Annotated in this window: 20 protein-coding genes and 1 rRNA gene; 18 read left to right on the forward strand and 3 right to left on the reverse strand. The window is 73.2% G+C overall.

The genetic code is table 11. The features are described from left to right. The 4 genes from rrf to ABZT18_RS23870 all read left to right on the forward strand — a co-directional run. A 5S ribosomal RNA gene (gene rrf, locus ABZT18_RS23855) occupies nt 1-92 on the forward strand; the annotation flags it as partial. A gap of 318 nt (nt 93-410) precedes the next feature. Then, nucleotides 411-2,228, forward strand: coding sequence for a hypothetical protein (locus ABZT18_RS23860; protein WP_355252513.1), 1,818 nt, complete (start codon nt 411-413; stop codon nt 2,226-2,228). A gap of 20 nt (nt 2,229-2,248) precedes the next feature. Next, nucleotides 2,249-3,283, forward strand: a complete 1,035-nt coding sequence (locus ABZT18_RS23865; RefSeq protein ID WP_354997692.1) for a hypothetical protein — start codon at nt 2,249-2,251, stop codon at nt 3,281-3,283. Then, complete coding sequence (locus ABZT18_RS23870) at nt 3,280-4,311, forward strand: HAD-IIA family hydrolase (RefSeq protein ID WP_354997657.1); 1,032 nt, start codon at nt 3,280-3,282, stop codon at nt 4,309-4,311. Before ABZT18_RS23865 ends, ABZT18_RS23870 begins: the two co-directional genes overlap by 4 nt. 24 nt (nt 4,312-4,335) lie before the next feature. On the opposite strand, the gene ABZT18_RS23875 is transcribed toward ABZT18_RS23870, so the two are convergent. Further along, nucleotides 4,336-4,674 carry an SCP2 sterol-binding domain-containing protein gene (locus tag ABZT18_RS23875; RefSeq protein WP_354997658.1) on the reverse strand — a complete coding sequence of 113 codons (339 nt, stop codon included), beginning with the start codon at nt 4,672-4,674 and terminating at the stop codon, nt 4,336-4,338. 111 nt (nt 4,675-4,785) lie between these two features. Here ABZT18_RS23875 and ABZT18_RS23880 point away from each other — a divergent pair, with 111 nt between their 5' ends. The 5 genes from ABZT18_RS23880 to ABZT18_RS23900 all read left to right on the forward strand — a co-directional run bounded on the left by ABZT18_RS23880 (nt 4,786) and on the right by ABZT18_RS23900 (nt 11,448). Then, the gene (locus ABZT18_RS23880) at nt 4,786-5,370 is read left to right on the forward strand and encodes a hypothetical protein (RefSeq protein WP_354997659.1); all 585 of its coding nucleotides are present in this window, start codon (nt 4,786-4,788) and stop codon (nt 5,368-5,370) included. Nucleotides 5,371-5,398: 28 nt separating this feature from the next. After that, on the forward strand, nt 5,399-5,671 hold the full coding sequence (locus ABZT18_RS23885) for a hypothetical protein (protein ID WP_354997660.1): 273 nt from the start codon (nt 5,399-5,401) through the stop codon (nt 5,669-5,671). A gap of 38 nt (nt 5,672-5,709) precedes the next feature. Then, nucleotides 5,710-6,573, forward strand: coding sequence for a TlyA family RNA methyltransferase (locus tag ABZT18_RS23890; RefSeq protein ID WP_354997661.1), 864 nt, complete (start codon nt 5,710-5,712; stop codon nt 6,571-6,573). A gap of 109 nt (nt 6,574-6,682) precedes the next feature. Next, nucleotides 6,683-7,567: an NAD kinase gene (locus ABZT18_RS23895; RefSeq protein ID WP_354997662.1), complete on the forward strand. Its 885-nt coding sequence runs from the start codon at nt 6,683-6,685 to the stop codon at nt 7,565-7,567. Nucleotides 7,568-7,725: 158 nt separating this feature from the next. Then, nucleotides 7,726-11,448 carry a S8 family serine peptidase gene (locus ABZT18_RS23900; protein ID WP_354997663.1) on the forward strand — a complete coding sequence of 1,241 codons (3,723 nt, stop codon included), beginning with the start codon at nt 7,726-7,728 and terminating at the stop codon, nt 11,446-11,448. A gap of 79 nt (nt 11,449-11,527) precedes the next feature. Here ABZT18_RS23900 and ABZT18_RS23905 read toward each other — a convergent pair whose 3' ends face one another. Then, nucleotides 11,528-12,547, reverse strand: coding sequence for a helix-turn-helix domain-containing protein (locus tag ABZT18_RS23905; protein ID WP_354997664.1), 1,020 nt, complete (start codon nt 12,545-12,547; stop codon nt 11,528-11,530). 89 nt (nt 12,548-12,636) lie between these two features. Here ABZT18_RS23905 and recN point away from each other — a divergent pair, with 89 nt between their 5' ends. The 9 genes from recN (at nt 12,637) to ABZT18_RS23950 (ending at nt 25,361) form a co-directional block, all read left to right on the forward strand. Beyond that, nucleotides 12,637-14,394 carry a DNA repair protein RecN gene (gene recN / locus ABZT18_RS23910; RefSeq protein ID WP_354997665.1) on the forward strand — a complete coding sequence of 586 codons (1,758 nt, stop codon included), beginning with the start codon at nt 12,637-12,639 and terminating at the stop codon, nt 14,392-14,394. A gap of 119 nt (nt 14,395-14,513) precedes the next feature. Then, entirely contained in the window at nt 14,514-15,692 is a 1,179-nt protein-coding gene (gene steA, locus ABZT18_RS23915) for a putative cytokinetic ring protein SteA (RefSeq protein ID WP_354997666.1), read from the forward strand. 27 nt (nt 15,693-15,719) lie between these two features. Further along, nucleotides 15,720-16,664, forward strand: coding sequence for a copper transporter (locus ABZT18_RS23920; RefSeq protein ID WP_354997667.1), 945 nt, complete (start codon nt 15,720-15,722; stop codon nt 16,662-16,664). A gap of 43 nt (nt 16,665-16,707) precedes the next feature. Continuing rightward, nucleotides 16,708-17,574: a hypothetical protein gene (locus tag ABZT18_RS23925; RefSeq protein WP_354997668.1), complete on the forward strand. Its 867-nt coding sequence runs from the start codon at nt 16,708-16,710 to the stop codon at nt 17,572-17,574. A 1-nt stretch (nt 17,575) separates the two neighbouring features. Further along, nucleotides 17,576-19,270: a lipid II flippase MurJ gene (locus tag ABZT18_RS23930; RefSeq protein WP_355252516.1), complete on the forward strand. Its 1,695-nt coding sequence runs from the start codon at nt 17,576-17,578 to the stop codon at nt 19,268-19,270. Continuing rightward, nucleotides 19,267-20,433 carry a glycosyltransferase family 4 protein gene (locus ABZT18_RS23935; RefSeq protein ID WP_355252519.1) on the forward strand — a complete coding sequence of 389 codons (1,167 nt, stop codon included), beginning with the start codon at nt 19,267-19,269 and terminating at the stop codon, nt 20,431-20,433. The genes ABZT18_RS23930 and ABZT18_RS23935 overlap by 4 nt, the downstream gene beginning before the upstream one ends. Continuing rightward, on the forward strand, nt 20,433-22,844 hold the full coding sequence (locus tag ABZT18_RS23940) for a hypothetical protein (protein WP_355252536.1): 2,412 nt from the start codon (nt 20,433-20,435) through the stop codon (nt 22,842-22,844). Before ABZT18_RS23935 ends, ABZT18_RS23940 begins: the two co-directional genes overlap by 1 nt. A gap of 163 nt (nt 22,845-23,007) precedes the next feature. Then, the gene (locus ABZT18_RS23945) at nt 23,008-24,759 is read left to right on the forward strand and encodes a CTP synthase (RefSeq protein ID WP_354997672.1); all 1,752 of its coding nucleotides are present in this window, start codon (nt 23,008-23,010) and stop codon (nt 24,757-24,759) included. Next, the gene (locus ABZT18_RS23950; protein WP_354997673.1) at nt 24,756-25,361 is read left to right on the forward strand and encodes an NUDIX hydrolase; all 606 of its coding nucleotides are present in this window, start codon (nt 24,756-24,758) and stop codon (nt 25,359-25,361) included. The genes ABZT18_RS23945 and ABZT18_RS23950 overlap by 4 nt, the downstream gene beginning before the upstream one ends. Nucleotides 25,362-25,441: 80 nt before the next feature. Here the strand turns inward: ABZT18_RS23950 and ABZT18_RS23955 are convergent, their stop codons facing one another. Continuing rightward, nucleotides 25,442-25,699, reverse strand: a complete 258-nt coding sequence (locus tag ABZT18_RS23955) for a TM2 domain-containing protein (protein ID WP_354997674.1) — start codon at nt 25,697-25,699, stop codon at nt 25,442-25,444. Nucleotides 25,700-25,910: the final 211 nt, after the last annotated feature.

A 25,910-nucleotide genomic window follows, 5' to 3' on the forward strand; every position in this document is an offset into this window, starting at 1 on the left:
CGCCCGGTCACATTCCGAACCCGGAAGCTAAGCCCTCCAGCGCCGATGGTACTGCACTCGTGAGGGTGTGGGAGAGTAGGACACCGCCGGACAATCTTCCAGTCGAGGGCCGCCCATTTGGGTCGGCCCTCGACTGCGTAGCGCCATTGGTGGCGCAATCAGGAAGGATGTACCTGTGAGTTCAGGACCGCAGGACGGAGACCGTCCCCGTCGCAACGAAGACCGTACTGACGGCCCAAGTGGGCGCGACCGCGGCCCGCGTCGCGACGACCGCGACCGTCCCCCGTACCGGGGAGACCGGGACAGCGGTGGCGGCGCCCGAGGCGGATACGCCGGCGGCCGCGACTCTGGTTCCCGTGGTGGTGACCGGGACAGCTCGCGGTCCAGCGCTCCGCGCGAGGGTGGTTTCCGTGGCGGCGACCGTGATGGTTCGCGCTCGGGTGCCCCGCGTGAGGGCGGCTTCCGTGGCGGCGACCGCCGTGAGGGCGGCTTCCGCGGTGGCGACCGTGATGGTTCGCGCTCAGGTGCTCCGCGTGAAGGTGGTTTCCGCGGTGGCGACCGTGATGGTTCGCGCTCAGGTGCTCCGCGCGAGGGTGGTTTCCGTGGTGGTGACCGTGATGGTTCGCGCTCGGGTGCCCCGGGTGAGGGTGGCTTCCGCGGTGGCGACCGCGAGGGTGGTTTCCGTGGCGGGGATCGTCGTGAGGGCGGCTACCAGGGTGGCGACCGCACCCGCTCCGGCCCATCCCGCGAGGGCGGCTTCCGTGGCGGTGACCGCGAAGGCGGCTTCCGTGGCGGGGATCGTCGCGAGGGTGGTTTCCGCAGCAGCGACCGCGGTGACTCGCGTCCGGGTGCACCCCGCGAGGGTGGTTTCCGTGGTGGTGACCGTGATGGTTCGCGCTCGGGTGCCCCGCGTGAAGGTGGCTTCCGCGGTGGCGACCGCGAGGGTGGTTTCCGTGGTGGTGACCGCGAGGGTGGTTTCCGTGGTGGTGACCGCCGTGAGGGTGGTTTCCGTGGGGGCGACCGTGACGGCTCCCGGCCGAGTGGCCCGCGTGAGGGTGGTTTCCGTGGCGGTGACCGCGAGGGCGGTTTCCGTGGCGGCGATCGTCGTGAGGGCGGCGCGCCCCGTGAGGGTGGCTTCCGTGGCGGCGACCGTGATGGTTCGCGCTCGGGTCCTCCGCGCGAAGGTGGTTTCCGCGGTGGTGACCGCCGTGAGGGCGGTTTCCGTGGCGGTGACCGCGAGGGCGGCTTCCGTGGCGGGGACCGCCGTGAGGGTGGTGCGCCCCGTGAGGGCGGCTTCCGTGGCGGCGATCGTCGCGAGGGTGGTGCGCCTCGTGAGGGTGGCTTCCGTGGCGGTGACCGCCGTGAGGGTGGTTTCCGTGGGGGCGACCGTGACGGCTCCCGGCCGAGTGCCCCGCGTGAGGGTGGTTTCCGTGGCGGTGACCGCGAGGGCGGCTTCCGTGGCGGGGATCGTCGCGAGGGCGGCGCGCCCCGTGAGGGCGGTTTCCGTGGCGGCGATCGTCGTGAGGGTGGTTTCCGTGGGGGCGACCGTGACGGCTCCCGGCCGAGTGCCCCGCGTGAGGGTGGTTTCCGTGGCGGTGACCGCGAGGGCGGCTTCCGTGGTGGTGACCGCCGTGAGGGTGGTGCTCCCCGTGAAGGTGGCTTCCGTGGCGGCGACCGTCGCGAAGGTGGTTTCCGTGGGGGCGACCGTGACGGCTCCCGGCCGAGTGCCCCGCGTGAGGGTGGTTTCCGTGGCGGTGACCGCGAAGGTGGTTTCCGTGGCGGTGACCGTGAGGGTGGTTTCCGTGGCGGCGATCGTCGCGAGGGTGGTGCTCCCCGTGAGGGCGGCTTCCGTGGCGGTGACCGTGAGGGTGGTTTCCGTGGCGGCGATCGTCGCGAGGGTGGCGCGCCCCGTGAAGGCGGTTTCCGCGGTGGTGACCGTCGTGAGGGTGGTTTCCGTGGGGGCGACCGTGACAGCTCCCGGCCGAGTGGCCCGCGTGAGGGCGGCGGCTTCCGTGGCGGTGACCGCGAGGGCGGCTACCGCGGCGGTGACCGCGACGGTGGTTCCCGGGCCGACGAGCGGCCGCGTCGCGAGGGAGAGTTCCGCCGTGACGACCGCGCTGGCGGCTCCGAGTCGTTCGAGGGCGGGCGTAGCTCGGCCCCGGCGTTGCCGGACGACATCGTGGCGACCGACCTCGACAAGGACGTTCGCGCTGAGCTGCTCTCGCTGAACAAGCCGGTCGCCGAGACGGTGGCCCGGCACCTGGTTGCGACCGGTCAGCTGATCGACGAGGACCCGGCCGAGGCGTTGGCGCACGCGCTTGCCGCCCGGCGGCTCGCTTCGCGTATCTCCGCGGTGCGTGAGGCGGTCGGCCTGGCCGCGTACCACGCGGGGGAGTGGCAGACGGCGATCGCCGAGCTGCGCACGTACCACCGGATGAGCGGGCTGCAGAGCCACCTGGCCGTGCTCGCGGACTGTGAGCGGGCTCTGGGTCGGCCGGAGCGGGCCATCGACCTGTTCCGCGGCGCTGACCAGGAGAAGCTGAACCAGGCTGTGGCTATCGAGCTGCTGATCGTCGCCGCCGGCGCCCGGGGTGACCTCGGGCAGAAGGACGCCGCAGTGGCGATGCTCCAGGTCCCGGACCTGACCAGCGAGGCGACAGTGCCGTGGACGCCGCGGCTGCGTTACGCCTACGCCGACGCGCTGCTCGCCGTGGGCCGGCGCGAGGAGGCCCGCGAGTGGTTCTCCCGTGCTGCCGACGTGGACACCGAGGGCGAGACCGACGCCGCCGAGCGGCTGCTGGAACTCGACGGCGTGGTCATCGAGGGTGACGACGAGGACGAGGCCGCCGAGGAGATGGCCGCAGGTCCGGGTGCTCCCGGCGCGGTGCCGGCCCAACCTGACGCCGACCTGGTCAGCGACGACGACGATGAAGACGACGAAGACGAAGACGAAGACGAAGACGACGACGACGACGACGACGAAGACGACGACGATGAAGACGACGACGACGACGAAGACGACGACGATGAAGACGACGACGATGAAGACGACGACGACGATGAAGACCGCGAGGACTTCGACGACGACGAGGAGGGCGGCACTGCCGGCCGTCCTGCCGACGACGAAGGCTTCGACGCCGAGGACGAGGACAGTCACCCGGCCGAGGGCGGCAACACCGTCGCGGACACCGCTGCTGACAGCAGCGTGACGTCCGGCGACGCGGTGACCGCCGACGGGACCGCTCCGGCCCGGGACGACGAGTCGGGGTCGACGCAGCGGTGAGCGCGGGCGCGGGGGATCGGCTGGTCGACGGGTACACCCTGGTCGTCTTCGACCTGGACGGGGTGATCTACCTGATCGACCGACCGATCCCCGGCGCCGTCGAGGCGGTGGCCCGGCTGCACGCCGAGGGACGGGCGGTGGCGTACGCCACCAACAACGCGTCCCGCCGGTCCAGCGAGGTCGCCGACCTGCTGACCGGAATGGGCGTGCCGGCCCGGCCGGAGGAAGTGCTCACCTCCGCCGCCGCTTCGGCCGAGCTGCTCCGTGACCGACTGCCCGCCGGCGCGCCGGTGCTGGTGGTCGGCGCGGAGGCGCTGCGTGCTGAGCTGCGCGCGGTCGGCCTGACCCCGGTCACTCAAGCCGACGAGAAACCGGCCGCGGTGGTGCAGGGGTACGGCCCGCAGGTCGGCTGGGCCGAGCTGGCCGAAGCGTCGGTCGCGGTGCGGGCCGGTGCGCTCTGGATCGCCACGAACACCGACCGGACGCTGCCCAGTGGGCGGGGACCATTGCCGGGCAACGGTTCGCTGGTCGCTGTGCTGCGTACGGCGCTGGAGCGGGACCCCGACGTGGTGGTCGGCAAGCCGGAGTCGGCATTGTTCGAGACCGCCGCCCGGCGCAGTGGCGGTGGCCGGAGCCTGGTGGTCGGCGACCGGCTGGACACTGACATCGAGGGCGCCCGCCGTGCCGGGCTGGACAGCCTGCTCGTGCTCACGGGCGTCAGCGGCGTACCGGATCTGCTGGCCGCTGAGCCGCAACGGCGTCCCACGTATGTCGCGGGGGACCTGGCAGGGCTCTTCGACCCGGCTGCCGCCGTGCGGGTTCCGGGCCCGGTGGACGCTGGCGGCTGGTCCGTGACCGACCGCGACGGCACGTTGGAGCTGGCCGGGTCAGGTCGGCCGTTGGACGCGCTGGCCGCGTTGTGCGCGGCGGCCTGGTCGGCACCGGTGTCGGCGCTGCCGAAGATCCGTCCGATCGGCGCGGACGCGGCACACGCGTTGGAGAGCTTCGGTCTTTCCGCTGCGGCGTAACCCGGTTCAACTGACCGGCGCTCGTCAGAGCAGCTTGCGCAACTTCAGCAGGTCGAACGGGTTGGCCTTGATCGAGACCCGGCGGGAGGCCACCGCGCCGGTGACGTCCAGATCGCCGCGGACCAGGGCGAGCAGGTCGTCGCTGGACGTGCTCAGCGCGATCTTGGCCTGGGGGTCGTCGCCGTCGGTCAGCTCGACCAGACGGCCGCCGGTGATCCGGCCGTGGAACGCGGTGTCCAGGTCGGTGATTCGGCACGCCAGGGTCCGGTCCAGGTCGATTCGTTCGCGCACCGTCTCGGCGTTGCGATCCAGCCGGGCAGCCAGCTCCTGTAACGCCTGCCGGCACTCGTCCACGCTGGCCACGTCTCCCCCTCGTTGATCGCCACGCCGTCCTCGGCACCGTACCGCACGGGACAGTCCGGGGTGCCCGGTAGCGTGACACCTGCACACCCCGCCCCGTGGAAGGATTCAGGCATGCAGGACGCGTGGCGCGCCTACCTCGAGCTGGCCCTGGGCCTTGCGGAGGCGCCCCGGAAGAAGGCCCAGGACGTGGCACGTCGTCTCGTCGGGTCCGGTGGCGCGACCGCCGCCCAACTTCAGGCCCTGGGCGAGGAGTTGATCACCACCGGCGCCGCCAACCGGGAGGCGCTGACCAAGCTGGTTCGCTTCGAGGTCGATCGGGCCCTCGGCGCGGTCGGCCTGGCCACCTCCGACGAGGTGGCCGAGCTGACCCGACGGGTGCACGACCTGGAACGGCAGCTGCGCGAGGCGCGTGCCGCCGAGCCGGCCATCGCGCCGACCGCCGGCCCCGCGGAGCAACCCGACCCGACCCTCGCCGCGAAGCCCGGCACCGGTCTCGTGCCGTCGGATGCCTCGGCGGGTGCCCCGGTCTCCGCGTCGGTGGCCAAGAAGGCTGTCGCGAAGAAGGCGATCGCCAAGAAGGCGGTCGTGAAGAAGGCGCCCGCGACGATCAGCCGGACCGACGACGACGTCCCGACTCCGGCGGTCATGCCCGCCAAGAAGGCGGTCCGCAAGCAGCCGCCGGACGGCGCCGAATGAGCGCCGTCGCCACCGGCCGGAGCCCTCGGTGACCGGCGACTGGCGTCCCGGTCCGCCGCCCGCCGCCCGTCCCGGCCCGCTGGCCGGTGGGTCGTTCGTCGCTCGGCCTGGCCCTCCGGTGGGCGCCCGCCCCGGGCCGCTGCCGGACGTCGGGGACGACGTGGCGCGGCACCCGGCGGTGGACGCCGCCGTGCAGGCCATGGCCAACGCGGCGACGCTTGCCCCGGCCGACCAGATCGCGCAGTACGAGGCGGCCTACGAGACGCTGCGGGAAACCCTCGCCACCATCGACCAGACCTGAGCGGCACGACCAGGCCTGAGCAGACCGGAGAACCACCCATGGCACGTCGCAACCGGCTGGACGCCGAACTGGTCCGCCGCAGTTTGGCCCGCTCCCGGGAGCAGGCCGCCGCGTTGGTGGAGGCCGGCCGGGTCCAGCTGCGCGGGGTGGTCGCGCGCAAGGCCGCCGCGATGGTCGACCCCGCCGATCCACTGCTGGTCACCGGCGAGGACCCGACCGAGGAGTACGTCTCCCGGGGCGGGCACAAGCTCGCGGGCGCGTTGGCCGTGTTCGGCCCCGGTGGGCTGCGTGTCGCCGGGCGGCGCTGCCTGGACGCCGGCGCCTCGACCGGTGGCTTCACCGACGTGCTGCTGCGCGCCGACGCCGCCGAGGTGGTGGCCGTGGACGTCGGTTACGGGCAGCTCGCCTGGTCGCTGCGCACCGACGAGCGGGTCCGCGTTCTCGAACGCACCAATGTCCGTACCCTCGATCCGGACGCGATCGGCGGCCCGGTCGATCTCACGGTGGCCGACCTGTCGTTCATCTCGTTGCGGCTGGTGCTGCCGGCGTTGGCCGGCTGCACCCGCGACGACGGTGACCTGGCGTTGATGGTCAAGCCGCAGTTCGAGGTCGGCAAGGATCGGGTCGGCGCGGGCGGCGTGGTCCGCGATCCGGAGCTGCGGGCCGAAGCGGTGCTGGACGTGGCCGCGGCGGCCGCGAAGCTCGGCCTCGGGCTGGCCGACGTGGCGGCCAGCCCGCTGCCCGGGCCGAGCGGCAACGTGGAGTTCTTCGTATGGTTGCGCCGGGGCGCACCACCGGCCGATCCGCAGCGGGTGCGGGCCGTGGTGGCGGCCGGGCCGGATGGCCCGACGACGGCCGGCGACGTGCCGGACGTGGCGGCGGCGGAGGAGATCGCAGGGTGAACGCGCGCAGCGAGGGCACCGGAACGGCCCGCGGGACGACACGCGGCCGCGCCGGGGCAACGGCGACGGTGGCGCGACGCCGTCCGGTCCCGGATGGGCGGGTGGCCCGATGAGCCGGACCGCGCTGCTGGTGACCCACACCGGCCGTCGGCGCAGCACGGAGCACGCCCGGTCGGTCGCCGCCGACCTGATCGCCGCGGGTTTCGAGGTGCGGGTGGTGGCCGAGGAGGCCGAAGACCTCGACCTGCCCGGCGTGGTGCCGGTTGCTGGCCCGCTGGCCGCCGAGGGCGCCGAGATCGTCTTCGCGCTCGGTGGGGACGGCACCTTCCTGCGCGCCGCCGAGCTGGCCCGTCCGGCGAAGGCGCCGTTGCTCGGCATCAACCTCGGCAAGGTGGGCTTTCTGGCCGAGGCGGAGATCGACGACCTGGACACCGCGGTCCGTGACGTCGTCGGGCGCAACTACACCGTCGACGAGCGGCTCACGCTGGACGTCACCGCCGAGTTCGACGGTGGCCCGACCATCGAGTCCTGGGCGCTCAACGAGATCAGCGTCGAGAAGGGCGAGCGGGCACAGATGCTTGAGCTGCTCGTCGACGTGGACGGGCGGCCGCTGTCCCGCTACGGGTGCGACGGTGTCGTCTGTGCCACCCCGACCGGCTCCACCGCGTACGCGTTCTCCGGCGGCGGGCCGGTGGTCTGGCCGGAGGTGGAGGCGCTGCTGCTGGTGCCGATCAGCGCGCACGCGTTGTTCAGCCGCCCGCTGGTCACGGCCCCGACGTCCACCTTCGTGATCACCGTCGACCCGTTCACCACCCTTGCCGTGCTCTGTTGCGACGGGCGGCGCGTCTACGACCTGCCGCCCGGCGCGCGGGTGACGGTGCGGCGGGGCGCCCTGCCGGTGCGCATCGTGCGGCTGCGGGCCCGCCCGTTCACCGACCGGCTGGTCGCCAAGTTCGGCCTTCCCGTGCACGGGTGGCGCGGCAGCCGCCGGTGATCGCCGCGCACACCCTCGGTGGACGTCAGCTGTCCACCTGACGACATGTCGCCGCTGCGGCGGTCGACGACTAGTGACCTGGCGACAGGCTCCGTCGCAGACTCCGATCGGCCCTCATCCACGGATGGCGGGCCTGGAGGAGTAGAGGAGCACATCGCATGCACTGGTCCCCACGCTGGCTCGCCGTCGGCGCGGTCGGCGCGTTGGTGGTCGGCCTCGCCGCACCGGCGTCCGCCGACCCGCCCGCCCGGCCCACCGGCCCGAACTCGGGCACGCCCGCTCCGGGCGTCGCGCCCGTTCGCATCACCCTGATCACCGGCGACCAGGTCGACCTGGTGCAGGCGGCGCCCGGCCGGGTCACCGCCACCGTCCGCCCCGGCCCTGGCCGGAACCGGATCACCTTCCAGACCGTCGAGGTCGACGGCGGGCTGCGGGTGCTGCCGAGCGACGTCGTGCCGTACCTCTCCGCGGGGGTGCTCGATCCCGACCTGTTCGACGTGCAGGAGTTGGCCGCCGACGGGTACGGCGACGGCGCGCAGGGCGCGTTGCCGCTGATCGTCCGCTATCAGGAGCCGGCCGCCGGACGGGTCAGGGCGCTCGCCGGCGCCACCGACACCCGACCGTTGGAGAGCATCAACGGCGCCGCGCTACGGGTCGGCAAGGGTGACCTCGGTGGCCTGTGGACGTCGCTGCGGGGCACGCCTGGGCAGCGTGCCGCCGCCGGCTCGTCGGCCACGCTCGGCGCCGGTGTCGCGCGGATCTGGCTGGACGGGAAGGTCCGCCCGACGCTGGAGCACAGCGTGCCGCAGATCGGCGCCCCGATCGCCTGGGCGGCCGGTCGGGACGGTACCGGCGTGAAGGTCGCGGTGCTCGACACCGGCGTCGACGCCACGCACCCCGACCTGGCCGGCCGGATCGCCGAGGCGCAGGACTTCTCCAGCAGCGGCAGCGCCCGCGACGGGCATGGCCACGGCACCCACGTGGCGGCGACCATCGCCGGCAGCGGCGCCGCGTCCGACGGGTTGCGTAAGGGAGTCGCCCCGGGCGCGCAGTTGCTGATCGGCAAGGTGCTCGACGACGGTGGCTCCGGCTACAGCTCGTCCATCATCGAGGGCATGGAGTGGGCCGCCCGCTCCGGTGCGAAGGTGGTCAGCATGAGCCTCGGTGGCTCCGCGACCGACGGCACCGACCCGATGAGCCTGGCGGTCAACGACCTGACCGCCGAGACCGGCACCCTCTTCGTGGTCGCCGCCGGCAACGAGGGCGCGGCGCGTACCGTCGGCGCTCCGGGCGCGGCCGCCGCCGCGCTCACCGTCGGCGCCGTGGACCGCAACGACAACCTGGCGGAGTTCTCCAGCCGGGGCCCGCGGCTCGGCGACAACGGCCTGAAGCCGGAGATCACCGCGCCGGGCGTCGGCATCATCGCCGCGCGAGCCGCCGGCACCACCATGGGCACGCCGGTGGGCGACGCCTACACGACCGCGTCCGGGACCTCGATGGCCACCCCGCACGTGGCCGGCGCGGCGGCGATCCTCGCCCAGGAACACCCGGACTGGGCCGCCGGGAAGCTCAAGGACGCGCTGGTCAGCACCACGAAGGCGAACCCGGCCCTGACCGTGTTCGAGCAGGGCGCAGGCCGGGTCGACGTGGCCCGGGCACTTGGCCAGCGGGTGTACGGGTCGGGCACCGCCGACTTCGGCCGGCTCAGCACCGGTGCGGCGACGGCCGAGCGGACGGTCACGTACACCAACGGCACGGCGGCCTCGCAGACCCTGCGGCTGGCCCTGGAGTTGCGCAACCTGGACACCCGCACGGCCGAGACCGACGGGGTCTCGGTGGGCGGCGCGGAGGTGAGCGTGCCGGCCGGCGGCAGCGTCGCCGTTGCGCTACGTGCGGATCCGGCGAAGTTGGACCGTGGCCTGCACAGCGGGTGGTTGGTGGCCACCGGCGCGGACGGTGTCGCGGTGCGCACCGCGGTCGCGCTCACCCTCAGCGGCCCGCTGCACACCGTGACCGTGCGGGCGCTGGACATGCAGGGGCAGCCGGGTGTCGCGTCGGTGCTCACCCTCTTCGGCGAGCAGCCCGAGTCCGACTGGCTCGGCTGGGTCGCCGGCGAGGTTCACGTGCAGGTCGAGGAGGGCCCGTACCTGGTCCAGGCGTTGATCGAGCACGGCGCTCCGCTGGACGAGCAGATCACCCTGGTCACCGACCCGGAGCTGATGGTCGACCGGGACGTCACCGTGGTGCTCGACCCGCGCACGGGCACCCCGGTGCGGATCGAGACGCCGAAGCCCTCCGAGCAGCGGTCGACGATCAGCTTCTACGAGCACCGGGTCTTCGGAAACGGTCGACAGGTCGACCACGGTGTGATGACCTACAGCACTGTTCAGCAGGTCAACGTCACGCCGACCCGTCCGGTGCGCCAGGGCGAGTTCGAGTTCGCCTCGCGCTGGCAGCTCGTCGCGCCCATGGTGGACGCGAAGATCAGTGGGGTGTCCGGTCCGCTGGACATCAACCTGGTGGGAATGTCTCCGGCGCCGACCGGCCGGCGGAAGCTGCCGTTGGTCTGGGCCGGCATGGGTACCCCCGCCGATCTGACCCGGGTTCGGGGCGCCGCGGCGCTGCTCACCGCCGACCCCGACCGGTCGGAGGAGGAGCAGATCGCCGCCGCCTCGGCCGCCGGTGCCGCCGCGGTGCTGATCGTCCGTGCGGCGGACTTCAGCGCGTGGACGGTGTGGCGTCCGACCGGGGATCGGCTGCCGATCCCGTCGATGGTGGTGGCGTACGACGACGGGCAGCGGCTGATCGCTGCGGCCAGGAAGGGCCGGGCGACGCTGGATCTGACGCTGACCGTGGACAGTCCTTACCTCTACGACGTGTGGCAGGTGTCGAAGGGTCGGGTGCCGGAGCGGATCGTGCACACCGTGACCGCGAAGAACACCGCCGAGGTGACCGTGAGCTACGGCGACACGGGCGCGGGGTGGGCCACCGAGCAGCGGTTCGGTTGGCGTCCGTGGCAGGAGTACTCCTGGAACGACGACCAGCGTCTGGTCCGCAACGGCACCACCCGTCAGGAGTTCGTCAGCGCCGGGGACAACTGGTGGCAGCACCGGGTGCTGCACAAGTCGATGTTCATGCAGTGGGGGCAGCTGACCGGCGGGCTGACCGAGGAGCCCCGGCGTTACGCCGCCGACGACCGGGAGACCGAGACCTGGCACGCGCCGGTGGTCCGTCCGGCCGTACCGGCCAGCGGGGCGCCGGTGCCCACGCGCACCGGTGACAGCCTCAACCTGCGGGTGCCCGAGTTCGTCGACGCCGACGGCCACTACAGCGTGGCCGGCGACAGCGAGGAGTCGGACACCGTCGAGGCCCGGGTCAGCCGCGACGGGCAGCAGATCGCCGACCTGTCTAGCGGGTGGGCGCCGGTGCCCACCACGGCCGGGTCGGCCCGTTACCGGCTGGACCTGACCACGCGGCGGTCCTCGGCCGACTGGCGTTACGCCACCCGGACCGACACGGCCTGGGAGTTCACCTCGGCCCGACCGGCGGGCGACGCCGCCAAACCGTTGTCGCTGCTGCAGGTGGACTACCGGGTGCCGGCCGACCTGCTCGGCACGGTACGCGGCAACCGGCCGCACCAGGTGGGGCTGACCCTGCGCCAGCCGGCCGGAGTGCCCGCGCCCAGCGGCACCACGGTGCGGGTGCAGGTCTCCTTCGACGGGGGCCGCACCTGGCGGAACGCGCAAACCTCGGGGTCGGGCACCCGGTACACCGCGACCGTGCCGGCTGGGCGCGGAACGGTGTCGCTGCGGGTGCACGCCACGGACCGGGCCGGCAACACCGTCGACCAGACGGTGCTCCAGGCGTACGGGCTGCGCTGACCTGGGCAGGGTGGGGCGGCCAGCCGCCCCACCCGCACGGGTAGGGGTCCGCCGTCGACCGACGGCGGGCCCTTCGGCGTCAGAGCCAGCCGCGCCGGGCGACCTGGAACGCCAGCCCGGGCCGGGTGTCCACGCCGGCGGCGGCCATCAGGTCGGCGATCCGCCGTTGCACGGTGCGCCGGCTCACCCCGAGCTGGGAGGCGATGGACTTGTCCGGTACGCCGGCCACGAACAGCGACAGCAGCCGCGCCTCGTCGGCGTCGGGCTGGTAGCCGTCGCCCGGATGGTCGTCGGGGTCCGGTCGTCGGCTCTCGGTGGCCGGAACGGCGAGGGGGTCGTCGAGCCGCAGTCGGGTGGCCACCCGCCAGTGACTCTCGAAGAGGGCGAGCAGCGCGTCGAGCAGTTGACTGCGGCCGATCACGGCGGCGCTCGGTTCGCCGCCGTCGCGGTCCGGCACCAACGGGCAGATGGCGGTGCGGGCGTCCACGATGGCCAGTCGGACTGGCAGCCGGTCCAGGACCCGGGCCTGCTCGCCGGCGGTGACCCCCTTGGCCAGGTCGGCCAGCGCGCCCGGTTCCAGCAGCATGTCACGCTCGTAGATGGCCCGGTAGCTCACCCCGCGGGCCAGCGCGTCGAACTCCTCGACGTTCTCCGGGCCGGCCATGGCCAGGGGGTTGGCCCGGCAGAACCAGAGCACCTCGGTACGCGCCGCATTCTGCACATCGCGCAGACGGTCCCGGAGCACCCGGGCGCCGGTGATCACCTCGACGAGGTGGTCGACGTGGTGCCGCCGCAGCCCGGACCGGTACTCCTCGGCCAGTTGGGTGACCCGTCGGCGGGCCGCCTCCAGGTCCTCCTGGCGACGCAGCAGCGTGGCGCCGAGGGCGACGTCCGGGGCGGTCGGGCGCAGTGGGGCGTCCGGGTCGTTGTCGGTGGCCTGCACAAGGCCCTTGTTGCGCAGTGCCTCGACCTGGGCGACGACCTGCTCGCGCGGCCGGTGCAGACGGCGGACCAACTCGTCGACGCGGGCCGTGGTGAGCTGGAGCAGGCAGCGGTAGAGCTCCTCCTCAGCCGCGGTCAGGCCGATCACGTCCAGCACGGGGCAGAACTGTACGTCGGCCGGGTGCCGGTCGCACCCGGGCCCGTCGGCTGGTCAACTGTCGGGCCTCGCGTCTACTGTCGGTGGCTGTGCTGGAAGAGCTGCGTATCACCGGACTGGGCGTCATCGACGACACCACGCTGCCGTTGACCGGCGGGATGAACGTCATCACCGGCGAGACCGGTGCGGGCAAGACGATGGTGGTCACCGGCCTCGGCCTGCTCTTCGGGGGCAGGGCCGACGCCGGGCGGGTCCGCGCCCAACCCGGCCGGGCCGTGGTGGAGGGGCGGTTGCGCCTGGAAGGGCGGGTCGCCGACGCGGTGCACGCGCGGATCATCGAGGCCGGTGGTGAGCCCGACGAGGACGGCTCGGTGCTGCTGAGCCGCACGGTGACGGTGGAGGGGCGCTCCCGCGCCCATGTCGCCGGCCGGAGCATGCCGGTGTCGATGCTCGGTGAGGTCGGCGAGCAGGCGGTGGCCGTGCACGGCCAGTCCGACCAGCTGCGACTGCTGCGACCGGCCGAGCAGCGGGCCGCACTGGACCGGTTCGCCGGCCCGGCGCACGAGAAGCTGCTCGACGCGTTGCGCGAGGCGTACACCGGGTGGCGGCGGGTGGTCGACGACCTGGCCGACCGGCGGCGCAACGCCCGCGAGCGCAGCCAGGAGGCCGACCTGCTGCGGCTCGGTCTCGACGAGATCACCCGGGTCGATCCCCAGCCCGGTGAGGATGACGAGCTGAAGACCGAGGCGCAGCGGCTGGAGCACGCCGAGGGGCTGCGGACGGCGGCGCAGATCGCCCAGCAGTGCGTGGCGGGCGGTGCGGACGCCGCCGACGAGGCCCCCGACGCGGCGGTGCTGCTCGGCACCGCCCGGCGGACGCTGGAGGCGCAGGCCGGCACCGACCCGGCGCTGGGTGAGCTGGCGGCCCGCCTGGAGGAGGCGGCCACGCTGGTCACCGACGTGTCGGCGGAGCTGTCTGCCTACCTGGCGACGCTCGACGCGGACCCGGCCCGGTTGCAGCACGTCTACGAGCGGCGGGCGGCGCTGCGCGCGCTGACCCGCAAGTACGCCGACGACGTCGACGGGGTGATCGCCTGGGCCGATCGGGCTCGCACCCGACTGTCCGACCTGGAGACGTCCGACGATCTGCTCGACGAGTTGGAGCGGGAGGGTCAGCGGCTCGCCGTCGAGGTGGCCGACCTGGCCGGGCGGGTGTCCGCCTCCCGGCAGGAGGCGGCGATCCGTTTCGCCGACCAGGTCACCGTCGAGCTGGCCGGTCTGGCCATGCCACACGCGCGGATCGAGGTGGCGGTGCTGCCCCGCCCGGCCGGGCGCGCCGAGCCGACGCTGTCGGTCAACGGCGTCGAGGTGGGTGTCACCCCGGACGGTGGTGACGAGGTGGAGTTGCGGTTGCTGGCCCACCCGGGCGCGCCGTCGTTGCCGTTGCAGCGTGGCGCCTCCGGCGGTGAGTTGTCCCGGGTGATGCTCGCCATCGAGGTGGTCTTCGCCGGCTCGGGCGGCCCGCCCACGTTGGTCTTCGACGAGGTCGACGCGGGGGTCGGCGGTCAGGCGGCGGTGGAGATCGGCCGGCGGTTGGCCCGGCTGGCCCGCAGCCACCAGGTGCTGGTCGTCACACACCTGCCGCAGGTGGCCGCGTTCGCCGACCGGCACCTGGTGGTGGCGAAGGACACCGGCGGCGCGGTGACCACCAGCGGGGTGCGGGTCGTGGAGGACACCGAGCGGGCCCGGGAGTTGGCCCGGATGCTCGCCGGTTTGCCGGATTCGGATCTGGGTATCGCCCACGCCGAGGAGCTTCTGGCAGTGGCGGCGAAGGAAAGAAGGTTGTGACGCCGCGTATTGTGAGCGCAAGCACATCGGCCTGTGCCGGCGTGTGCTTCCCTGGGTAGGCGGCCCTGCTCAGGCATGTCGCGACAGAAAAGCCTGCCCCACATGCCAGGATGGTCACGATGCGTCTACCCACGTTGCGCCGGAACCGGAACTCCGAACCGGGCAGAGTCCTCGGCACCGCGCGCCTTGATCGCCGGACCAAACGCCTGGTCGGTCGGCTGCGCCCCGGTGACATCGCGATCATCGACCACGTCGACCTGGACCGGGTGGCGGCCGATTCCCTGGTAGCTGTCGGGGTCGCCGCGGTGCTCAACGCGAAGCCGTCGGTCTCCGGCCGTTACCCGAATCTCGGCCCGGAGGTGTTGGTCGCCGCCGGCATTCCGCTCCTGGACGACCTGGGGGAGGGCGTCTTCGAGCAGATCCGCGAGGGCGACCAGGTGCGCATCGAGGGCAACACGGTCTTCGCCGGTGACGAGCCGGTGGCGCACGGCAGCCTGCAGGACACCGAGTCGGTCGCCAAGGCGATGGCTGATGCCCGGGAGGGTCTGTCGGTGCAGTTGGAGGCGTTCGCCGCCAACACGATGGACTACCTCCGCCAGGAGCGCGACCTGCTGCTCGACGGTGTGGGCGTACCGGACATCGAGACCCAGATGCAGGGTCGGCACTGCCTGATCGTGGTGCGCGGCTACGACTACAAGGCCGACCTGGACGTGCTGCGCCCGTACATCCGGGAGTTCAAGCCGGTGCTCATCGGCGTCGACGGCGGCGCGGACGCGCTGGTCGAGGCCGGGTACACCCCCGACATGATCATCGGCGACATGGATTCGGTCACCGACGACGTGCTGCGCTGCGGCGCCGAGGTGATCGTGCACGCGTACCCGGACGGGCGGGCGCCCGGCCTGCCCCGGGTCAACGGCCTCGGCGTGCCGGCGGTTCTCTTCCCGGCCGCGGCGACCAGCGAGGATCTGGCCATGCTGCTCGCCGACGAGAAGGGTGCCTCGCTGCTGGTCGCGGTCGGCACCCACGCCACCCTTGTCGAATTTCTCGACAAGGGTCGCGGCGGGATGGCCTCGACGTTCCTGACCCGGCTGAAGGTCGGTGGCAAGCTGGTCGACGCCAAGGGTGTGAGCCGGCTCTACCGGCAGAGCATCTCGGGTTCGTCGCTGCTGTTGCTGGTGCTGTCGGCGATCGCGGCGATGGCCTCCGCGGTGGCCGTCTCGACCGTCGGGAAGGCGTACCTGGGCGTGGTCGCCGAGTGGTGGGACAATTTCGTGTTCCAGCTGTACCGGCTTTTCTAGTTCCCGACCGATCAAGAGGCTGCAAGCGTGATCAACTTCCGCTACCACGTGGTGTCCCTCACCGCGGTCTTCCTGGCTCTGGCGATCGGCCTGGTGGTCGGCACAGCCGCCCTCAACGGCCCGGTCGCCGACTCGCTCAAGGAGCAGGTCACCGGGCTGCGCAAGGACAACCAGCAGTGGCGTCAGCAGGTCAACAGCATGGAGAAGCAGCTCGCGCTGGAGGAGGATTTCGCCGAGCAGCTGTCCCAGGTCGTCCTCCCGGGCACCCTCACCGGGCGCCGGGTGGTGGTGCTCAGCCTGCCCAACGGCCGCGACCACACCGAGGGCGTGCTCAAGAAGATCCAGCAATCCGGCGCCACCGTCACCGGCCGCGTCGACCTGCAGGACAAGTTCATCAACCCCGACAACAATTCCAACCTTCTGGAGTTGGCCGTCACCGCCGCCCGACCGACCGCGCAGACGACCGGCCTGCCGGGCAACGGGCACGGTGTGGAGACCTCCAGCGCGCTGCTGGCCAGCGTCCTGCTGGACCGGTCCCAGGGCACCGCGCCGGTCAGCGACGCCGACCGGCGCGCGGTGCTCGCCGCGTACAACAACGCCGGCTACCTGACCACCGACAACAACAAGGTCACCGGCTCGGCGGAGGCGGTCGTCGTGGTCAGCGGCCAGCCGTACGTCGACAAGGACTCCGACAAGCGGGACGAGTCGGTCGTCAAGATCGCTGAGCAGTTCGACCGGACCGGGTCGATCGTGGTGGCCGGCAACGGCTCCGTCGGCGGCAACCTGGTGTCCGTGGTTCGCGGTGATCCGGTGCTCGCCCAGACCATCTCCACGGTCGACAACGCCAACACCGTGCAGGGCCAGTTCGTCAGCAGCCTTGCCCTGGCGCAGCAGCTCACCGAGAAGAAGGCCGGCCAGTATGGCGTCGGTGACAACGCCGCCTCCGGCCTGTTGCCTAGACTGCCCCAGTGAGCGAACGACGTACCCCCGTGTCCGGATCCGACGAGGCGGCGGCGTGAGAGCGCTGGGCCGGCTCCTGATCGCCGGCGCCGGTGCCGCGGCGGCCCGCTACGCGCTGCGCGAGGTGCGTACCTCCCCGGCCGAGCCCTCGTTGCAACGCACCAACTTTCGCGGCCGGACGGTGACCCTGGCCGCCGGGCCGGCGCTGGCCGCCGGTGCGGCCGCCGCCGCAGCGTTCGGTGCCACCAGCGGAGCCTCCGGCGGGGCCGCCCTGGTCGCCGGCCTCGGTGCCGGTGGCGTCGGGCTGTACGACGACGTGGTCGGCACGCGGCCGGAGCAGAAGACGGCCAAGGGCTTCGCCGGTCACCTCGCCGCGCTGCGCGAAGGACGGGTCACCGCTGGCCTGGTCAAGGTCGTCGGGGTGGGCGCCGCCGGGCTGGGCGCCGCCGCGCTGCTCGCCGCCGACCCCCGGGTCGCCGCGCACCCCCGCCGACAGCGCCACGGAGCGTTCGGCCGGGGCGTCGACGTGCTGCTCGGCGCCGGCGTGATCGCCGGCACGGCCAACCTGCTCAACCTGCTCGACCTGCGGCCCGGCCGTGCCCTCAAGTCCGGGCTGCTGCTCGCCGCGCCGCTGACCGGTGGCCCGCACGGCGGGATCGCCGCGGGCGCCGCGGGCGCCGCCGCCGGCCTGCTCCACGACGACCTGGCTGAGGACGTGATGCTCGGCGACAGCGGCGCGAACGCGCTTGGGGCGCTGCTCGGCGTCGCGCTCGCCGCCCGTACCGGCCCGCTCGGCCGGGCCGGTCTGCTCGCCGTGCTCGCCGGCCTCACCGCCGCCAGCGAGAAGGTCAGCTTCACGTCCGTGATCCAGCGGACCCCGGGGCTGCGCGAGCTCGACGCACTGGGCCGACGCGCCGACTGACGTGACCAGACCGGCACCCCTCGCCGGCGCCGGCCGGCTGGCCGGGGCAGCCGCGCTCATCGCCGTCCTCACCGTGTTCAGCCGGCTCGCCGGCTTCGGCCGTACCGCCGTGTTCACCTTGGGCCTGGGACACACTGACCTCGGTGGCACCTACGTGGTGGCCAACGCGGTGCCGAACTTCATCTTCGAGATCGTCGCCGGGGGAGCGCTGGCCAGCCTGGTCGTACCGCTGCTGGCCGGTGCGGTCGCGGCCGGCGATCGGACGGCTGTCGCCCGGACCACCGGCGCGCTGCTGACCTGGACGCTGGCTCTGCTGGTCCCGCTCGCGCTGCTCGTGGTGTTCGCCGCCGGGCCGGTGATCGGGCTGCTCGGCGACGGGTTGACCGCCGCCCAGCAGCAGAGCGGCGTCCGGATGCTGCGGGTCTTCGCACCGCAACTGCCGCTGTACGGGATCGGCATCGTGCTCGCCGGCGTGCTCCAGGCACACCGCCGCTTCGCCTGGCCGGTCCTCGCTCCGTTGCTGTCCAGTCTCACCGTCATCGTCGTCTACCTGGTGTTCGCCGCGACACAGGGCCGTTACGCCACCGTCGGCGGGGTGAGCCCTGGTGGCGAGTTGCTGCTCTCCGCTGGCACCACCCTCGGCGTGGTGGTGCTGTCGTTGTCCCTGCTGATCCCGGTCCGCCAGCTACACCTGGGGTTGCGGCCCGGGTTCGGGTTCCCCGCCGACGCGCGGGCCCGGGTCGGCGGGTTGGCGGTGGCCGGCGCGGTCACCGTCACTACCCAGCAGATCGCCCTGATCGTCAGTCTGAACCAGGTCACGTACGGCGCCGCGACCAATCCCGGCGTCTACAACCTGGCGCAGACCGTCTACCTGCTGCCGTGGGCGGTGCTGGCGGTGCCACTGGCCATCGCGGCCTACCCGACTCTGGCGGCTGCGCGGGCCGCCGGTGACGAGGACACCTACCGGGCGACTCTGGCACCGGCCGTTCGCGGGGTGCTCCTGTTCAGTTGCCTCGGCACGGCCGCGTTGATCGGGACCGCTGGACCGGTCGGGCACTTCTTCTTCCCCGAGTCCACCGCCTCGACCGCCGCTGCCGCGATCATCGGGTACGCCCCGGGCCTGGTCGGCTACGGCCTCTTCGCGGTACTCACCCGGGCGCTCTACGCCAGGGGGGAGACCCGGGCGGCGACGGTCGCCACCGCCGTCGGCTTTTTGGCGGTGCCACCCGTCGCCCTGCTGTTCGGTGTGCTGCTGCCGTTGCGGGATCGGGTGCTCGCGGTGACGTCGGCCAACTCGGTGGGGATGCTGGTGCTCGGAGCGTTGCTGCTCCTGGCGGTGCTGCGCAGCGCCGGCCGTCCCGCACTGGCCGGCGCGGCACGGGCCGGGGCGGCCGGTGGCCTCGCCGGTGTGCTCGCCGCGCTCGCCGGGTTGGGCCTCACCCAATGGCTCGACACGCCGGGCGGCGGCACCCCGACGATGGCGGCGGCACTCGGTCAGGGCATGCTGTCCGGGGTTCTTGTCGGGGTTGTGTTCCTCGCCGTGGTCTGGTTCGTCGACCGGCGGGACGTACAGCCACTGCTCGCCGGAGTGCTGCGGCGTCTGGGCCGGCGGGGGCCACGGGGCCGGGGCGACGGGCCGACGCCGGGCGCGTCGACGTCGGAGCGGGGCGACGGGAAGGGGACGGCAACCCGATGAGTGAGCCAGCTCTGCCTGCCGGCTGGTCGGGCACCGTCGCGTTGGTGCTCGCGTCGAGCACCGGCGGGGTCGGTCAGCACGTCCGCTCGGTGGCACGTGGCCTCGTCGCGGGCGGCGCCACCGTCCTGGTCTGCGGGCCCGCGGCGACCCAGGAGCAGTTCGACTTCACCGGTGTCGGTGCGCGTTTCGAGCCGGTGGAGATCCCGGCCAGCCCGACTCCGGCCGACGCCCGGGCGGTGCTTGCCCTGCGTCGGGTGCTCACCGCCGCCCGGGTCGATGTGGTGCACGCCCACGGCCTGCGTGCCGGGTTGGTCGCCGTGCTGGCCCGTCCCGCCGCCCCACTGATCGTCACCTGGCACAACGCGGTGCTCGCGGGCGGGTTGCGCGGCGGGGTGTCCCGACTCGTCGAACGGGTGGTGGCCCGGGGTGCCCGGATGGCCCTCGGCGCCTCCACGGACCTGGTGCAACGGGCCGCCGCGCTGGGCGCCGCCGACGCCCGGCTCGCCCCGGTCGCCGCGCCGACGCTGCCCGCGCCACGTCGACGCCCGGCGGCGGTACGCGCCGAGTTCGGGGTCCGCCCGGAGCAGCCGTTGATCGTCTCGGTTGGTCGGCTGCACCCGCAGAAGCGGTACGACGTGCTGATCGACGCGGCGGCCCGCTGGCGTACGCGTACCCCGCCGCCGGTCGTGGTGATCGCCGGCAGCGGGCCGGCCTACCTGCCGCTGGCCGCCCGGACCTCCGCGGCTCGCGCTCCGGTGACCCTGCTGGGGCATCGCACCGACGTGGCCGACCTGCTCGCCGGCGCCGACCTGGCGGTGGTGACCAGCGACTGGGAGGCCAGGCAGCTCTTCGCTCAGGAGGCGCTGCGGGCCGGCGTACCGCTGGTCGCGACCGCGGTCGGCGGGCTGCCGGAGCTGGTCGGCGACGCCGCCACGCTGGTGCCGGCCGGCGACGTGGACGCGGTCGACGCGGCGGTGCGCGCGCTGCTGGACGACCCGGTGGCCCGGGCCGAGCTGGGCCGGCGCGGCGTCGAACGGGCGGCGACGTGGCCGACCGAGACCGACACCGTCGCCGCGCTGGCCGCCCTCTACGCCGAGTTGTCCGCGGACCCCACCGGTCCGGTGGCCCCGGACTCCGACGCCCCGAGAACGGGACACCGGTGATGCTGCGCCGAATCGCCCCCGCCCTGTTGACCGTGCTCGTGGTGTCGCTGGGCGTCGCCGCGCTGGCCGCCCGTCCACCGCAGAGTGCCCCGCACCGCACCGCCGACTTCGTGGTGCTGGCTGGGGTCGCCGGGTTGCGCTGGGAGGACGTGGATCCGCAGAGCACCCCGACGTTGTGGCGGATGGCCGAGGAGGGGTCGATCGGTTCGCTGTCGGTGCGCTCCGCGCACCGACCCACCTGCCCGGTGGACGGCTGGCTGACCCTGGGCGCGGGCAGTTTCGCGGCGTGGAACGGCAGCCGGTCGGCCGGCGGCTGCCCTGCGGCAGGGGTGGCCGTCGAACAACCGGACGGCATCGGTGCGAACCTGCCCGACCAGGAGAGCGTGGTCCAGTACAACCAGCAGCGGCTGCCCTGGGGCGCCGTGCCCGGATCGCTGTCGGAGTCGGTGCGCTGTTCCGTCGCCGTGGGCCCGGGTGCGGCGGTGGCCGCCGCCCGCCCGTTCGGCCGCGTCGACCGGTACGCCTCGGCGCTACCGGCCGATCCCCGGGTGCTGCTCGGTTCGTGCGTGCTGAGCATCGTCGACCTCGGCACGATCAAGGGGACCGACCCGGCGACCCGTGCCGAGGAGGCCCGAGCGGCGGACGCCCAACTGGCCCGGGTGCTGGCCGCCCGGCCACCGCGGTCGTTGGTGCTGGTCGCGGGGGTCTCCGACACCGCCCAGCCGTCGCGGCTGCACGTGGCGGTCGCCGACGGGCCGGGCTGGGAGCGGGGATGGCTCACCTCGGCCAGCACCGGCCGGGACGGTTACCTGCAACTGGTCGACCTCGCGCCGACCGCCCTCGCGGCGCTGGGCCGGCCGATGCCGGAGCAACTGTTCCTCGGCCGTCCGGCGATGCGCACCGGTGGCCGTCCGGCCGACCTGGCCGACGCGATCAACGCCCCGGCGGACGCCGACCGGGAGGCGGCCGCCCAGCGGGGCGTCTCCGGCGGGTTCTTCACGTTCCTCGCCGGTGTGCAGGTGCTGCTGGCGCTCGCGGTGCTGCCGCTGCTGCGCAGGGCACGCCGGCAGGCCGGGCCGAGCGGGCCGACGCCGGTGTCCGCGCGGGTCGTGTCGGTGGTGGAGTTGGTGCTGGTGGCGGCGGCGTTGACCGTGCCGGCCGCGTTGCTGGCCGACGCGGTGCCCTGGTGGCGGAGCGAGCACCCCGGCTGGATCTTCGCCGGTGTCACCGCGCTGCTGGTGGCCGCCGGCACCGCGGCGGTCCGGTTCGCCCCCGGGTACGCGGGCACCCTCGGCCCGGTCGGCGCGGTGGCCGGCCTCACCACACTTGTCGTCGGGTTGGACGTGCTCACGGGGGCCCGCCTCCAGCTCAACGGCGTGGTCGGCTACTCGGCGTTGCAGGGTGGCCGGTACGCCGGGCTGAGCACGGTGGGCCTGGGGGTGTTCCTCGCCGGCGCGTTGCTCAGCGGGGGGTGGCTCGCCCAACGGGTGCAGCGCGGCTGGCGGCCGGCGGTGATGGTGGCCGTGGGTGGCCTCGCCGTGGTGGTGGTCGGCAGCCCGTACCTGGGTGCCGACCCGGTCGGTGCGATCGCGCTCACCGCCGGGGTCAGCGTCGCCGCCGTGATCAGCGCCGGTGGCTGGCTGACGGTCAGCCGGCTGGCCTGGGCCACCATGGCCGCCCTGGCGGTCGGCATCGGGTTCGCCGTGGTGGACCTGCGCCGTCCGGCGGCGGAGCGGGGCAGTCTGGGTCGGTTCCTCTCCGCGCTCGGCGACGGCACGGGTGGGTTCACCGTGCACCGGTCGAGCACGGAGAATTTCGAGACGTTGGTCAACAGCCCGCTGACCGTGGTGGCGCTGGCTGGTGGGTTGCTGGTGTGGTTCGGCCTGTTGCAGCCGTGGGGCGGGCTGATGCGGCTGTTCGGCATCTACCCGGCGGTTCGGGCCGCGTTGGCGGGCACCGTGGTCGCCGCGATGCTCGGCGGTGTGCTCGACGGCGCGGCGCTGGACGTGGCGGGCGCTGCCGCCGCGCTGGTGGTGCCGATGGCGGCTCTGGCGTCGCTGCGGGTGCTCCGGCATGCCGCCGACCGCACCCGGCCGGTCCCGGGCCGTTCCCGTGGGGACGGCGCTGACGACGATTCGGGATCCGGCGGGGTCGGCCCGGCCGGTGGGGGTGACGGCCCGACCGGCGGTGGTGGGCCGCTGGGCGCGGTCCATCCCCGCCCGATCAGCGCCCCGAGCGCGAGCGCGCTCGGGGCTGTCGCGCCGCCCCCGCCTGCTCCGGCCGACGGCTGCGCTGACGCCGAGGACCCGGGGGAGCCGACCGCTGGTGGGTCGACGCCGGACGCCGCGCCGACGGTGGCCGTACCGCCCCGGCAGGTCACCCGGTCATCGACTGAGGTTGCCGCTTCCTGAGCGCCGGGCGTCGTCGGGATGGCCCGGTGGTGTCGCACCTGGGGTGCGGCCTGCGGGTACCCGCCCGGGAGGTGTTACCGTCAAATCCCGTGGATCGCGTGATCACTCTGCTGATCAAGCACGGCGGTCTGCATGACCGCGACAGACGACACGGGAGCAGGCCTTGGCCCCATCAGCACGGACGACCAGGCACATTTTCGTCACCGGGGGCGTCGCCTCCTCGCTGGGTAAGGGCCTCACCGCCTCCAGCCTCGGCAACCTGCTGACCGCGCGCGGGCTGCGTGTGGTGATGCAGAAGCTCGACCCCTACCTGAATGTCGACCCGGGGACGATGAACCCGTTCCAGCACGGTGAGGTCTTCGTCACCGAGGACGGCGCCGAGACCGACCTCGACGTCGGGCACTACGAGCGCTTCCTGGACCGGGCGCTCTCCGGTAAGGCGAACGTCACCACCGGCCAGATCTACTCCGATGTGATCGCCAAGGAGCGGCGCGGCGAGTATCTGGGTGACACCGTCCAGGTCATCCCGCACATCACCAACGAGATCAAGTCGCGGATCCTGGCGATGGCCGACCCGGACGAGGACGGCCAGGTCCCCGACGTGGTGATCACCGAGGTCGGTGGCACGGTCGGCGACATCGAGTCGCTGCCGTTCCTGGAGGCGATCCGTCAGGTCCGCCACGACCTGGGCCGGGACAACTGCTTCTACCTGCACGTCTCGCTGGTGCCGTACCTGGCGCCGTCGGGTGAGCTGAAGACCAAGCCGACGCAGCACTCGGTGGCGCAGCTGCGCAACATCGGTATCCAGCCGGACGCGATCGTGCTGCGCTGCGACCGGGAGATCCCGGTGAAGCTCAAGGAGAAGCTGTCGCTCTACTGCGACGTGGACACCGAGGCGGTCGTCGCCGCTCCGGACGCCCCGAGCATCTACGACATTCCGAAGGTGCTGCACCGGGAAGGGCTCGACGCGTACGTGGTGCGCCGGCTCGGCCTCTCCTTCCGGGACGTGGACTGGACCAGCTGGGACGACCTGCTGGAGCGGGTGCACCGGCCCCGGCACACGGTCACCGTCGCGGTGGTCGGCAAGTACGTCGACCTGCCCGACGCGTACCTGTCGGTGAGCGAGGCGATCCGGGCAGCCGGCTTCGGCCACCGGGCCCGCGTCCAGTTGCGCTGGGTGCCCAGCGACGAGTGCGTCACCCCGGCCGGTGCCGCCGCTGCCCTGGCCGGCGTGGACGGCATCCTCATCCCCGGCGGATTCGGGGTACGCGGCATCGAGGGCAAGATCGGCACCGCCCGGTACGCCCGCGAGAACGGCATTCCGCTGCTCGGCCTCTGCCTCGGTCTGCAGTGCATGACCATCGAGGTGGCCCGCAACCTGGCCGGCCTGGACGGGGCCAACTCGTTGGAGTTCGACGAGCAGGCCGCGCACCCGGTCATCGCCACGATGGCCGACCAGGAGGACATCGTCGCCGGCAAGGGCGATCTGGGTGGCACCATGCGGCTGGGGGCGTACCCGGCGACGCTGACGGAGGGCTCGATCGTCGCCCAGGCGTACGGCAGCACCGAGATCAGCGAGCGGCACCGGCACCGTTACGAGGTGAACAACGCCTACCGGGACGCGTTGACCAAGGCTGGCCTGCACATCTCCGGTACCTCGCCGGACGGTCGGCTGGTCGAGTTCATCGAGCTGGACCAGAGCCTGCACCCGTTCTTCGTGGCCACCCAGGCGCACCCGGAGCTGAAGAGCCGCCCCACCCGCCCGCATCCGCTGTTCGCCTCGTTCGTGAAGGCTGCGGTGGCGTACTCGCAGGCCGACCAGTTGCCGGTCGACCTGGACGCGGCGACGGAGGCCCCGACGGCGCGTAAGGCCGCCCGTAACGGTGCCGCGACGAAGGCGGCGTCCGCGTCGTGAGCGATCGTGAACACCGCTTCGAGGTGCGTTCCCGCGAGGAGCGTTACCGGGGGCGGATCTTCGACGTGGTCACCGAGGAGGTGACCATGCCGGGTGGCGGGACCGGGCTGCGCGACCTCGTCCGGCACGTCGGGGCGGTGGCCGTGGTGGCGCTCGACGACGCCGGCCAGGTGGTGCTGATCCGGCAGTACCGGCATCCGGTCGGGCGGCACCTGTGGGAGCTGCCGGCCGGGCTGATGGACGTTTCCGGTGAGGAGTTGCCGGCCGCCGCGTTGCGGGAGCTGGCCGAGGAGGCCGACCTCACCGCCGAGCGGATCGACGTGCTGGTCGACCTGCACAGCTCACCCGGGTTCACCAACGAGCTGGTCCGGATCTACCTCGCCCGGGACCTCGCCGAGGTGCCGGCCGATGAGCGCCACGAGCGCCACGACGAGGAGGCCGATCTGCAGGTCGTCCGGATCGACCTGGACGAGGCGGTCGGCATGGTCCTGGCCGGCGAGATCACCAACGCCTCCGCGGTGGCCGGTCTGCTGGCCGCGGCCCGCTCCCGGGACACCGACTGGTCGACGCTGCGCCGCGCGGACGCGCCGCTGCCGCGCTGAGCCACAACCCCTTCGAAGGGGTACGTGCGAAGGGGCCCCGCGGCGTGCCGCGGGGCCCCTTGGTCGTTCGGTGCGGTGGGTCAGTCGCGCAGCGGCCGGCCCTGCGCGTCCGTGCCGCCGTTGACCAGGATCAGAATGCCGTCGATGAGGCCCCAGAGGGCGCCGACGCCGCAGGTCACGAGGCTGACCACGAGCTGGAGAACAGCGATCTTGGTGTGTCCGGTGTAGAACCGACCGGCACCGAAGGTGCCGAGCAGGATGCCGAGGATGCCCGCGACGACCTTGCTCTTGTCGGACTGACCCGGGGCGTACCCGGGCTGATATTGAGGAGTGGTCATGGGCGGACACAGTAGTGATCCACTCGGCCGCAGTCAGCATGAGGGCCCGCCAGATGGGACGATAGTGGCGAACACTGTCCTGACGGCTGAGGTGGGGTCCCACTGCCGGCCCCGGTCGGTGCCCTGACACTCCGTCAGGACACCCGGGCACCGGATGCCACTGTGCTGGCTCGCGGCGCGTTCGGACGCGCCTAGACTGCCGCCGGCGGGA

The sequence above is a fragment of the Micromonospora sp. NPDC005291 genome, from assembly GCF_040607415.1.
Classification (GTDB): domain Bacteria; phylum Actinomycetota; class Actinomycetes; order Mycobacteriales; family Micromonosporaceae; genus Micromonospora.